Here is a 12,156-nt window from a genome sequence, read left to right on the forward strand (position 1 = left end):
TATTTTAAACCTTTCACTCGGCATACGGATATTAGGATACCTCTTGGATAGGCTGAATTTTGTAGCTATTAAGCACACTGCTTAAAGGATTAAGAACCTGTAATTTATCTAAAACCGTATGCGTTTAAGGTATGAGAAACATTATTTAGGACTCTGATAATCTTGTTTTTGTTAATTTAGATTTTTAAAAATTTAGAGCTTTTTACGAAACCTTGTGGAAATCTTGTAGATAACACTTATTATTGTAATCTAAACGAAAAACATATCCCATGACCTCGTACGAATTTATGCGTTGGCTGACGTTTCCACTCATGACGACTCATTTAGTTACCGTTCGAAATGATCTTAAACGGCTTTTAAAGTCTGGTGTATCCACCGGAAAACCCCTATCGATTCTAGATGTGGGTGGGCGGAAATCGCCTTATACCATTAATTTACCAGCCGCTGTTACCTTGTTAGATGTGCCGCAAGAAGCCGGAACGAAAGAGGCTTTGAATTTAGGTTTTACGGATTCTATATTAACAACCATTCAGAAGAAACGCTCCAATATAACAGATGTTATTATTCAGGATATGACACAGTCCACCTTGCCAGATTATTCTTATGATGCTGTGGTGAGTATTGAAGTGATTGAGCATGTGGAAGCCGATGACTTATTTGTGAAGCATATAGCTCAAGTGATAAAAAAAGGCGGTTGGGCTTATTTTACAACCCCGAATGGTGATTTTATTAAAAATGAAGGCCCTGGGAAAAACCCAGATCATGTGCGGCATTATACGCGACAAGAGTTGCAAGATTTACTGTCCCTATATTTTGAGACTGTTGATGTGCACTATGCCGTTAGTACGGGTAAGTATCGCGTTTGGAGCCTACAAAGTTTAAAAAGTAGCAATCCGGTTCGGATTATGAAATCCTTATTGGGGACTGTTGTTAATCGATTCCAATCTAAAGGCGTGGAAACGCGTAAGGAACATACGGCTCATTTGGTTGCTGTGGCTTATAAATAATGCAAATTTCTAGTGAAAATCTATTAACTATTTTTAATTCGGAACAAAAGCAGTAATAACTTTATTAAATATGATTAAGGAATATATCAGAAATTATTTGTCGGCTTCAAGTATGCGCAAGTTGCGAGATGTTTATAATAGCATTCGATCTATGGGTTATGGAGGCAATTTAAATAAATTGGGCGCTATTTATAAAACAGACAAAGTAGGACGCCATTTTTATACACAACACTACATGACTCATTTAAGTAGATTTAGATATAAGCGCATTAATTTGTTAGAAATTGGTGTGGGTGGTTATGATAATCCTAATGTTGGTGGTAATTCGTTAAGAATGTGGAAAAAATATTTTCCATTAGGTAAAATTAATAGCTTCGACATTTATGATAAAAGACAATTACAAGAAAGACGAATTAAGATATTTCAAGGCAGTCAAGTAGATCAAGAATTTTTAAATAGTATTACTAAAGAAATTGGTGGATTAGATATAATAATTGATGATGGAAGCCATATAAATGAGCATGTAATTGAAACTTTTAAAATTTTATTTCCAAAGTTAAATGATGGCGGAGTTTATGTAATAGAAGATACGCAAACATCATACTGGGAAGATTATGGAGGTAACAGTTTGGATTTAAACGATTCAAAAACTATGCTTAACTATTTCAAGAGTTTAACAGACTGCTTAAATAATCAAGAGTTTATCATTAAAAATTATGAACAAACTTATTTTGATAAAAAAATAATCTCAATGCATTTTTATCATAATTTGGTATTTATATATAAAGGAGATAATGATGAAAAATCCAATTTAATTAAGAATAATCAGCGATCAGATTAAAAACAATTATTAAATTATCATAAAGTAACAGTTGAATGGTATTTCTCACTTTTAATATAATGGACAATTCCACTTCTGATTATTTTATTACTTTAAGTAATAAGCTATCCGAAAGGCAGCAAGTTGTAGTTATAACGGGCAAAATCAGGAATACGAAAGTTAGTTTACGAGACAATATAATTGTTTTAAAGTGGCCTACTAAACATCCAGTAACTGCAAAGGACTTTTGGTTTCTCTATAAATTAGTGCAAAAGCATAAGCCCACATTAATGATATCCATGTTCAGCTTTGTTAATGTCTTTTTAATAGTTGGCTGGTTACTTCGTGTACCGAACAGAGTAGCTTGGATACGTACATTAAGTTCTCAATATGAACAAAAATCTTATAAAGTGTTTCGGAAGTCATTAATCTATAAATTAGCGACGAATGTCATTGCAAATTCTAATGCTACTAGAAAGGATATAGTCGATTTTTTTAATATACCAGAAAACAAGGTTTTTGTACTTCCTAATTCGGTTAAAGATTATGGGCTCTTATTAAAAGAGGTATCAACGGATAAACTAAAATTACTTTATGTAGGTCGCCTACATCCGAGTAAAGGTGTAGATGTCTTGATTTGGGCGTTTTCAAAGTTGTTAAATAAGTTTCCAAATCTGCGATTGGACATTATAGGGCAAGGAGAAATTTTGCAAGAGTTAATAAGTCAAACACATTCATTAGGTATTTCTGACTATGTGACTTTTCTGGGTGTAAAGGATAAGGAAACTGTATTAAGGGCTTATAAAGAATCATATTGTACAATAATACCCAGTTATTCGGAAGCCTTTGGTTATACCGTTATTGAGGCTATGAGTGTAGGAACTTGCGTTATAGGTGCTGATAATACTGGGATTAAGGAGATTATTCATCATGAAAAGACTGGTTTGTTATTTGAAACAGGAAATTCAGTCGATTTAGAAAATCAATTGGCTCGGGTTATTACTGAACCCCAATTTAGGAACACGATATGTGCAAATGGTTATAAAAGATTCTTAAATTTTTACGAAAATTCAGTTGCTATAGATAGGGATTTTAACTTTTTTTTAAGCTTGCAAAAATGAAAAATATAATAAGTAATTCAAATGAGAATGTTGTTCTATTAATGACAGGCACAGTAAAACCAAATACTTTTGCAACTTTAGCATTAAAAGATCCAGATATTAGAAGAGAGCAATATGTTGAGGCAATTAGTTATTATTTAACCCAAACCAATTTAAAAATAGTTTTTGTTGAAAATTCTGGTGTACTATTGGCTGATGAATTTGAAGAAATAGCTTATAAAAATAGATTAGAGTTTTTAACATTTTCATCACAACCATCAATGCCAGACAAAGGAAAAGGAGCTAAAGAACTTGAAATTATTAATTATGCAATGGACCATTCAAAATTCATCAATGAATCTAATTCTATTATTAAAATTACGGGCAGATTAAAAATTTTAAATATTATGGAGTTAACCTCAAATTTTTTATCGCGAGTAGAACAATATAGATGTTTATTCTCAAGTAATATTTATAAACTGAATAAAATGGATGCTCGTTGTTTCTTTTTTACTAAAGACTTTTTTCCTTACTTAAAAAGTGTTGGACAGGCAATAAACATTAAATACTCTATTGAGATGGCCTTATGGGATTCTGCTTTAAAATATTGTAATTACCATGGTGTTTTTAAACAATTGAAAAGACCGTTAAGGGTAAAAGGTGTCAATGCAGGTTTTGGAACACCCTATGAAGACAACTTTACGGCAGCGTTAGCTAAGGGAATCAGGCATTATTTTAGAGCACCATACTTTTATAGAAAAATGAAAAATGAACTAAAAGGGTATACAGCGAATGAATGATACTTCAATCCAATGAAAATTTTAATCTTCTATACACATAATCAAGGGCTGCTTTCTAGTTTTTTTCAAGAGTTGTCGGAAAAACTCTGTCAAGACGGATATGAGGTAGATAATTTTTATTTGAAGAACAAACGGGATTTCTTTTTTCAAAAAGGCATTCATGTTTATGGAGACAAACGGGCTGGATATTATCATAATTATAAATCTATATTTAGCATTATTAAAAAGTGTAAACCTGATGTCATTATTTCCAATTTTAGCTATATCAATCCAGCTTTGCTTTTTGGTAAGTTACTTGGAGTAAAACGCAATATTGCGTGGTTTCATACAGCTTATGGTCATACAAAGCCTAACTGGTTGAAAATTCTTAACAAAACGTTTTATTTAAATTTGGCCGATGTGGTTCTCGCTAATTCGATGCAATTACAAAACGAAATGCATGAAGTCTATAAGGTTCCAAAGCAAAAAACTAAATGTATTTCTTTTTGGACTAATATTTCTGATTATCGCAACCGTTCTAATTTTACAACAATAAATAGTCATGAACCTGTACTAAAAATTGGTTGCCCAGGACGTTTATTAGCCGATAAAAACCATGTCTCGGTGATTAAAGCTATTTATGAGTTAAAGAGAGGTCATGAAAATACTATTCATTTATATATTGCTGGGGATGGACCTTATAAGCAGGATTTAGAGCGATTAGTTGGTGAATTAGAATTGAATGATACAGTGTCTTTTATGGGATTGTTAAATGTTCCTGATATGGTCGCGTATTATGATGCTATGGATGTCGTGGTTTTACCAAGTTTTCACGAAGCTTTTGGATTGGTTTTTATTGAAGCGATAGCCTTGGGGCGGCCTGTTTTGGTTTCAAAGTCATTTGGTGCTTTAGGTTTTATTGATGCGGAAAAATTCCCAATTCAAGACTTTAGTTTTAATCCGTACGACATTCCAGAATTAATTAATAAATTAGAACCCTATATGGTAAACAATGGTCTGAAATCCGATTATTTTAAAATGATATATGACGCGACGTTTCAAAAAGATGTTATTTACAATCAAATTAAAACCGTTATTTTAAATCAAACGATGCCTTCATCATGATGACTTTTATTCTTAATTTACTTGCATGCCATTCCATTTTCTAACATATTTACAACCCACGCATTATTTTCGATTGGTATCGCATGCTGGTTATAGTGCTTTTCCGCGCGTAGATGCTTTACCAGTATCCGTTATCCATAAGCTTCAGGTAGATAGGGGTTACGCTTCTCAATATGCCCAAGATTATGATTTGTCTTGGCAAGCTGTACAGTCTGGATTTATTGGTGATGTACCCCATTATACCGGGTTTGAAAGCGTTTCTGTAAGCGATAATTATCATTTTATTCGTAAGCAGTTTCATCCTGCATGGGTACTTTATGTCTTGTTAATGCGTCTTGTTAGCTTTCATAATCCGATTCGTGAGATTCGCGCTTGGTTGCAAACCTCGTCTGTTAAACGCGTTACAGCCATAACGCCTATTCCGTATCCGGATTGGGAGACCTTTAGCTCTGAACTTTTGGCCCAAAAGCCGTTGGTGAGTGTGGTGATTCCTACTTTGAATCGGTATTCCTATTTAAAAGCTGTGCTATTAGATTTTGAAAAACAGGATTATCCACATTTTGAACTTCTAATTGTGGACCAATCCGAGCCCTTTCAGCCCGAATTTTATAAGTCTTTTAATTTGCCCATTCGTGTTATACGCCAAGAAGAAAAGGCCTTATGGCTGGCGCGAAATACCGCTATACAAGCCGCGAATGGCAATTTGATTGCTTTATCAGAAGACGATGTACGGATTCCATCCGATTGGCTTTCCAGTCATTTACGCGGACTTGATTTTTTTGGAGCACAGGTGTCTGCCGGTGTTTTTTATCCAGAAGGGCAGGGGATTCCAAAAGACCGTTCCTTTTTTGCTATGGCTACCCAGTTTGCTACGGGTAATGCCCTATTGTATCGGTCGGTTTTTGAGCAGGTAGGTTTGTTTGATAGGCAGTTTGAAAAACAGCGTATGGGTGATGGGGAGTTTGGCGCGCGGGTTTATTTAGCGGGCATTCGCAGCATTTCGAACCCCTATGCGAGTTGTATTGATGTAAAAGCTGGAACAGGTGGCTTGCGCGAGATGGGCAGTTGGGATGCTTTTAGACCTTCTACCTTTTTTGCGCCTAGACCCATACCTAGTGTGTTGTATTATTTTAGAAAATACTATGGCAATTCGGCGGCACGATGGGCTTTGTGGCGTACCATACCCACTTCGATATTGCCTTATCAATTTAAGACCAACCGGTTGTTATTGGTTGTTGGTATTTTTATAAGTTTGTTGCTGCTTCCTGTGGTTTTGGTTCAGGTTTTTAGTTCTTGGCAATTGGCGAGAAGGAAGTTGGCGGATGGGAGTTTGTTTGGAGAATTGAAAAGTGAAGAGTGAAAAGTGACAAATGACAAGTGACAAGTGAAGAGTGAAAAGTGAAAAGTGACAAGTGACAAGTGAAAAGTGAAAAGTGACAAGTGAAAAGTGAAGAGTGAAGAGTGACAAGTGAATAATTAATGATTAGGGTTTAGTCGCAGTTGCAGTCGCAAGTGATAATTAAGTTCTCGCAGAGGCGCAAAGTTGTAATTATGAGATTACTCACGCATACTATTTTAAAAAATTAGTGTTCGTGAATGCTTCGCATTTGCCGCGTCCTGCGTCCTTGCAATGACAGTCGGATGATGAATATTGAAAAATTAAAAATGAAAAGTTGTAGCGTTCACAATTAGCATACCTTAAAATATATTGGATTGAATAAAAAACGCATACTCATAGTTACTTCTGAATTTCCGCCACAACCGGGTGGTATAGGGAATCATGCGTATTATTTGGCTTTGTATTTGACCAAGAACCATTATGATGTTCGGGTTATTGCAGATCAGCGTGCGGTTGTGAATAGGGAGGAGGTAGCTTTTGATGCGGTATTGCCTTTCGCCGTGACTCGAATTGCTATCCAAAGGCCTCGGTTTTTAATGTATTTTAATCGGGTGGTGAAAACGCTTTCCGGTTTTAAAAATTCCGACTATGTGATAGCTACCGGTAAGTTTTCGTTGTGGAATGTGGCCTTTTGCTCCTTGTTTTATAAACGCGAGAAGCTGGCGGTGATTCATGGGAGTGAGGTTAATTTTAAATCGGCTGGATTGAAACAATCTATTGCCATTTCCTTAAAGCAATTTGAAAGGGTGGTTGCCGTGTCGCACTATACCAAAGGCTTGGTGGCTGACTTAAACTTGACCGTTAGCGTTATTCCTAATGGGATTGATTTGGAAAAATGGCCTTTAGCACAGGGTAAGAAGGCCGATTTGAAGGGGTATCCCGTTTTAACTACGGTTGGCCGGGTTAGTTCCCGAAAAGGTCAGTTAGAAGTTATAAAATTATTACCCGAGGTATTGAAAGACTATCCTGATGCGCAGTATCATTGTGTAGGTATTCCGAGTGAAGCAGACCGCTTTATGAAGACGGCAAGCGTATTGGGTGTGGCAAACCATGTTATATTTCATGGCGCGCTATCCGATGCTGCCTTGCAAAGTGTTTTACAAGCAACGGATGTGTTTGTTATGTTGAGTACGGAAAGTTCCACGGGCGATGTGGAAGGCTTTGGGATTGCTATTTTGGAAGCTAATGCTTTAGGAGTTCCCGCTATTGGTTCCAAAAACTGTGGGATTGAAGATGCCATTCACGATGGTGTTTCTGGTTTTTTAGTGGACCGTAGGGATGCATCCGCTTTTAACCGTTATATTTCCTGTGTTTTAGCAGCGCCCGCGCCGTATAAAAAACAGGCTCGTGCATGGGCCGAGCAGCACGACTGGAACCAGATTATTAAACGATATATAGCCTTTGTTTCATGAGCACCCTAACCATTATATCCCATACAGAACATTATCGGCAAGCGGATGGTAGGCTTGTTGGATTAGGTTCTACAGTAACCGAAATTAATGAGCTTTTGGCTGTTTTTGACCGGATTATTCATGTGGCTATGCTTCATGATGTTACCGCGCCACCCAGTGCGTTAGCTTATGTATCTGACCGGATTGAATTTATAGCTTTACCAGCGGTTGGTGGTACCACTTGGGGTGCCAAATTACATGTAATTTTTCAAGCTCCTAACATTTTATTGACTGTGCGAAAGGCTTTGCAGGCTTCTGATTATTTTCAATTTCGTGCCCCTACGGGCATTGGGGTTTATGTTATTCCCTACCTCCTAATATTTTCTTCTAAAAAAGGTTGGTTTAAATACGCTGGAAATTGGAAACAAGCCCAGGCACCTTTAGCTTACCGCTTTCAAAAATGGTTGTTGGCGCGTCAATCGCGCCCCGTTACTATTAATGGTTTTTGGGATGACCAGCCTAAACAGTGTTTGAGCTTTGAAAACCCGTGTTTGACCGAACAGAATATTATTGACGGGCAAGCCGTTATTCAACAAAAGCGTTTGGAATATCCTATTGATTTTTGTTTTGTAGGGCGTTTAGAAGCTGCTAAAGGTCTGGATTTGTTATTGGAAACCGTGCATGGGTTGGCAGCGGAATTTCGTGAGCCTATTGGAACCATTCATGTGGTTGGGTCTGGTGTGCGGCAATCCTATTATGAAGCAAGGGTTAAGGAATTACAACTCCCCGTTAGATTTCATGGCTTTGTGTCCCGAGATGCCGTTCATGCTATTTATACGCGTTGCCACGTAATTGTATTGCCCTCTGCCTCTGAAGGGTTTCCGAAAGTAATAGCCGAAGCTATGAATTTTGGCTGTATCCCAATTGTTTCTGATGTATCTTCCATCAGTCACTACATCCAAAATGGACTTAATGGGTTTTTAATGGCTGATTTGGACGTGCCTTCTTTGACGGCTTGTTTTAAACAAGTTTTGGAATTAGATCCTGATGAATTTGACCGGTTAAAGGCCCATTCCTTGGAGGCTATGACGCGGTTTAGCTATTCGTTTTATAATCAGCGTTTAGTGAAAGCCATTTTATAAGTGTGCATTTTTTTTAATAATAGCTGTCTATTAAAAAAAAAATGATATTTTTAAACCAAACTAATTATCGCTCACCTAGTTAATGGTATTTAAAAAACTACATTGGACGCTTAAACGGCACCCTTTTTTATATGTTACGCGATTTCGACTGCTATCAAAAAACGCCAATGAGGCGGTAATTGATTCGTGTAGTTATAATGCGCTTAACGGGAAAGCTGATATCCCCGATTTATATACACGCATTAATTCCGAGATATTTAAAACTGGCAAGCCTGAGACGGATTTGGCGTTGGTAAAACAGTTGGTTTTATGGTTGTCTGAACATACTACCGTTGGTCCAGGATTGAGTGAACCGTCTGACAAGGCTTTGGAAACCTTGTTGTATGGTGCTGGTGGTGTGTGTAGTGATATGGCACAGGTTTTTAATAATTTTTGTGTGATTAATGATATTCAGGTCCGGGAATGGGGAACCACGAGTGCGCCTTTTAATCGGGCTAATGGTGGTCATTCCTTTAACGAGGTTTATATCCAAGAGTTGGACAAGTGGTTGTTGGTTGATCCGTCTTGGGGTGTTTTCTTTTTTAACAATAAGGGGGTACCGCTATCCGTTATGGAAGTGTATGATTTATCACGCTCTGGGCAAGCGGTTGCCTATGATTCCTTTCTTCCAGACCAGCATATTAGCTTAAAGCAGGTTTCAAAGAATTATTTAAGCCCTGATATTGTTCCGTTTTTAATATGTGACTATAGAAACAAAACATACGACCGGTATTTGAAATTGGCCCGACCTTACGTGCCTGTTTTTATGATTCATTTTATGGTGTACTTGTTTGGGAAGAGTTATCATTATAAGTTTCCAATAGATGATTATAAAAAGATATTTGTTTAGGTGCTGGTTTCTTGATTTCATTTTCTGTGACTAATCAATTTTATAGTATCTTGCAGCGCCTAAACATGTAAAAAACTTATATAAACTACTTTGAAAACCAATATTACCTATATCAGCGCCATTGGTTTCCACGCCGCTTTAGGGATTTTAATTTACTTTAATGAGAGTATTGCCAAGCTGTACTTTTTTGGTGCTGTTTTTTATTTCTTGTATCGTATTATAAATTCAACAGAACGCTCTAGAACTTATGAGGTTTTAAAAGCCTGTGCCTATTTTGTAGGTGCGGAGGTGTTTTTTAGAACGACTAAAGGTGCTATTTCCTACGAAGCTGGTAAATACATGGTGATTGTATTTGTATTGATAGGTATGTTTTATAAGGGCATATCTGGTAAAGGTTATCCCTACTTTATTTATTTGATGTTTTTGGTTCCCTCCATTTTTGTGGCCTCAACCACTTTGAGTTTTGATGCGAACTTTAGAACCAATATTGCCTTTGTATTGAGTGGCCCGGTATGTTTGGGTTTGGCAGCCCTATTTTGCTATGATAAGCGGGTAAGTTACAGCCAAATGTCCCAAATTATGCTGTTTATGGTTTTGCCCATTATAGCCCATACGGCTTATTTGTATTTTTATACGCCTAATTTACGGGATGTATTAACCAGTACGGCTTCTAACCGAGCGGCCTCTGGAGGTTGGGGTGCTAATCAGGTTTCGGCCGCCTTGGGATTGGGGATGTTTTTAATGGCGGTGCGGTTGTTTACAAAATCGCCTAGTTTGGGGCTGAAAATTTTGAATGCGACGGTTTTGGGCTTAATAACTTTTCGGGCTATCACAACCATGAGCCGAGGTGGTGTGATAGCTGCCATCATGGCCATATTAATATTTTTGTTTTATTATTATCGGCATTCTCGCGCGAAAAAACGAAATGAGGTCATCGCTATATTTGGTTTGTTTTGCATCAGTTTGGTGATGACCTGGTTTGTCAGTATTAATCAGACGGACGGTTTGGTGAATTTACGTTATGCGAATAAGGACCATTTAGGCCGGGATAAGGGTTCCTTAACCACAGGGCGTGCCGAATTATTTGAGGGTGAGTTAGCAGGTTTTATAAGTAGTCCATTTTGGGGCATTGGTTCAAGCCGCGCCAAGGATCAGCGGATTGAGGATGACGGGCAAGGCGTTACCTCACATAGTGAGATTAGTCGTACCTTAGCCGAGCACGGTCTTTTTGGCGTTGTTATTCTTTTAATCCTGATTTTTAAACCATTAGACATGCATGCCAAAAACAGGGGTAATTATTATTTTTTTGCCTTTTTGGCCTTTTGGTTTTTAACTATTAATCATATGTCCATGCGGATTGCTATGCCTGCTTTTATTTATGGATTAGCCCTTTTAAATGTAACACATGACAAACGTCCTATACATAGGAAACCACTTAAAAACCCAGCAGACTAATATATCTGCTATCTCGGTTTTAGGGCCCTTGCTTGAAACGGCAGGCTATACGGTGTTTTATGCGTCTTCCAAACCCAACAAGTTGTTGCGAATGTGGGCTATGCTTTATTCTGTTTGTCGCTATGCTAAAGGTGTTGATGTGGTGCTTATTGATACTTATAGTACCACTAACTTTTACTATGCACTTTTGGTGAGTCAACTTTGTCGCTTGTTGCGATTGCCTTATATACCCATACTTCATGGTGGAGAACTTCCGAAACGTTTAGAGCGCTCCCCTTTTTGGAGTCGCCTGATTTTTAAACACGCGCAGTGTTTGGTTTCTCCCTCAAAATATTTAGAGGAAGCTTTTGATAAGCCAGGATATGCGCCTGTGGTTTTTATTCCGAATAGTCTTTCTATTGACCAGTATCGGTATGAACGCAAAACATATAGAAGCATTCGACTGCTTTGGGTGCGGTCCTTTTCAAACATTTATAATCCGTCATTGGCTGTTAGGGTATTAAAACGTTTACAAGATGCCGGTTATGCCTGTGAATTATGTATGGTAGGTCCCGATACTGGAGATGGGAGTTTACAGGCCGTTCAACAATTGGCCGCTGACTTGGCTGTATCCGTGCGGTTTACTGGGAAATTACCTAAAGCTGATTGGTTGGCTTTGGCCCATGATTATAACGTATTTATAAATACCACCCATTTTGATAATATGCCGGTGAGTGTTATTGAGGCCATGGCTCTTGGTTTGCCAGTGGTTTCTACTGATGTTGGTGGTTTACCCTATTTAATTACCCATGAAGAAACAGGTTTGTTAGTGGGGCCTGATGATGCTGATGCTTTTGAAACTGCTATTGTCCAATTGGTATCTGATACTAATGCGACTGGTGCTATGACGGAACGTGCTCGTGCTATGGTTGAAGGTTTTGATTGGGAGGTTGTTAAGGAGAAGTGGTTTGCCGTTTTGAGGTGATGCCTTGAGATGTTTTTTTTTGCGAAGGCATGGCGTGGCGAAAGTGTTTGAAATTCAAAGTTTCAAGGTTAAAATTCCACATGTT

General features: G+C 37.6%; 11 protein-coding genes. All 11 read left to right on the top strand.

What is annotated here, in order from left to right:
* Positions 1-269: 269 nt before the first annotated feature.
* The 11 genes from ACN0QX_RS14025 to ACN0QX_RS14075 all read left to right on the top strand — a co-directional run bounded on the left by ACN0QX_RS14025 (position 270) and on the right by ACN0QX_RS14075 (position 12,071).
* Positions 270-1,007, top strand: coding sequence for a class I SAM-dependent methyltransferase (locus ACN0QX_RS14025; RefSeq protein WP_248395097.1), 738 nt, complete (start codon positions 270-272; stop codon positions 1,005-1,007).
* A gap of 70 nt (positions 1,008-1,077) precedes the next feature.
* A complete protein-coding gene (locus ACN0QX_RS14030; protein ID WP_248395096.1) occupies positions 1,078-1,848 on the top strand; it encodes a class I SAM-dependent methyltransferase in 771 nt (256 codons plus the stop codon).
* A 59-nt stretch (positions 1,849-1,907) separates the two neighbouring features.
* Positions 1,908-2,948, top strand: coding sequence for a glycosyltransferase family 4 protein (locus tag ACN0QX_RS14035; protein WP_248395095.1), 1,041 nt, complete (start codon positions 1,908-1,910; stop codon positions 2,946-2,948).
* Positions 2,945-3,727 (top strand): hypothetical protein, encoded by a 783-nt coding sequence (locus ACN0QX_RS14040; RefSeq protein WP_248395094.1) that lies wholly within the window; start codon positions 2,945-2,947, stop codon positions 3,725-3,727. Before ACN0QX_RS14035 ends, ACN0QX_RS14040 begins: the two co-directional genes overlap by 4 nt.
* A 12-nt stretch (positions 3,728-3,739) precedes the next feature.
* The gene (locus ACN0QX_RS14045) at positions 3,740-4,831 is read left to right on the top strand and encodes a glycosyltransferase family 4 protein (RefSeq protein ID WP_248395093.1); all 1,092 of its coding nucleotides are present in this window, start codon (positions 3,740-3,742) and stop codon (positions 4,829-4,831) included.
* Positions 4,832-4,856: 25 nt separating this feature from the next.
* Complete coding sequence (locus tag ACN0QX_RS14050; RefSeq protein WP_417197843.1) at positions 4,857-6,191, top strand: glycosyltransferase family 2 protein; 1,335 nt, start codon at positions 4,857-4,859, stop codon at positions 6,189-6,191.
* 353 nt (positions 6,192-6,544) lie between these two features.
* On the top strand, positions 6,545-7,642 hold the full coding sequence (locus tag ACN0QX_RS14055; RefSeq protein WP_417197845.1) for a glycosyltransferase family 4 protein: 1,098 nt from the start codon (positions 6,545-6,547) through the stop codon (positions 7,640-7,642).
* A complete protein-coding gene (locus tag ACN0QX_RS14060; protein WP_417197847.1) occupies positions 7,639-8,763 on the top strand; it encodes a glycosyltransferase in 1,125 nt (374 codons plus the stop codon). Before ACN0QX_RS14055 ends, ACN0QX_RS14060 begins: the two co-directional genes overlap by 4 nt.
* A gap of 82 nt (positions 8,764-8,845) precedes the next feature.
* Positions 8,846-9,652 carry a transglutaminase-like domain-containing protein gene (locus ACN0QX_RS14065; protein WP_417197849.1) on the top strand — a complete coding sequence of 269 codons (807 nt, stop codon included), beginning with the start codon at positions 8,846-8,848 and terminating at the stop codon, positions 9,650-9,652.
* Between the two features lie 90 nt (positions 9,653-9,742).
* The gene (locus tag ACN0QX_RS14070) at positions 9,743-11,107 is read left to right on the top strand and encodes an O-antigen ligase family protein (RefSeq protein WP_417197851.1); all 1,365 of its coding nucleotides are present in this window, start codon (positions 9,743-9,745) and stop codon (positions 11,105-11,107) included.
* Complete coding sequence (locus ACN0QX_RS14075; RefSeq protein WP_417197853.1) at positions 11,058-12,071, top strand: glycosyltransferase family 4 protein; 1,014 nt, start codon at positions 11,058-11,060, stop codon at positions 12,069-12,071. The genes ACN0QX_RS14070 and ACN0QX_RS14075 overlap by 50 nt, the downstream gene beginning before the upstream one ends.
* Positions 12,072-12,156 lie beyond the last annotated feature (85 nt).

The organism is Bizionia sp., from assembly GCF_048259285.1.
GTDB classification, from domain to species: Bacteria; Bacteroidota; Bacteroidia; order Flavobacteriales; family Flavobacteriaceae; genus Algorimicrobium; species Algorimicrobium hallyeonense.

What these genes read in the sequence shown, in the direction of transcription:
- ACN0QX_RS14040 (WP_248395094.1), top strand. Translation starts at nt 2,945, where the DNA reads ATGAAAAATATAATAAGTAATTCAAATGAGAATGTTGTTCTATTAATG.
- ACN0QX_RS14045 (WP_248395093.1), top strand. Translation starts at nt 3,740, where the DNA reads ATGAAAATTTTAATCTTCTATACACATAATCAAGGGCTGCTTTCTAGT.
- ACN0QX_RS14025 (WP_248395097.1), top strand. Translation starts at nt 270, where the DNA reads ATGACCTCGTACGAATTTATGCGTTGGCTGACGTTTCCACTCATGACG.
- ACN0QX_RS14065 (WP_417197849.1), top strand. Translation starts at nt 8,846, where the DNA reads ATGGTATTTAAAAAACTACATTGGACGCTTAAACGGCACCCTTTTTTA.
- ACN0QX_RS14050 (WP_417197843.1), top strand. Translation starts at nt 4,857, where the DNA reads ATGCCATTCCATTTTCTAACATATTTACAACCCACGCATTATTTTCGA.
- ACN0QX_RS14060 (WP_417197847.1), top strand. Translation starts at nt 7,639, where the DNA reads ATGAGCACCCTAACCATTATATCCCATACAGAACATTATCGGCAAGCG.
- ACN0QX_RS14035 (WP_248395095.1), top strand. Translation starts at nt 1,908, where the DNA reads ATGGACAATTCCACTTCTGATTATTTTATTACTTTAAGTAATAAGCTA.
- ACN0QX_RS14030 (WP_248395096.1), top strand. Translation starts at nt 1,078, where the DNA reads ATGATTAAGGAATATATCAGAAATTATTTGTCGGCTTCAAGTATGCGC.
- ACN0QX_RS14075 (WP_417197853.1), top strand. Translation starts at nt 11,058, where the DNA reads ATGACAAACGTCCTATACATAGGAAACCACTTAAAAACCCAGCAGACT.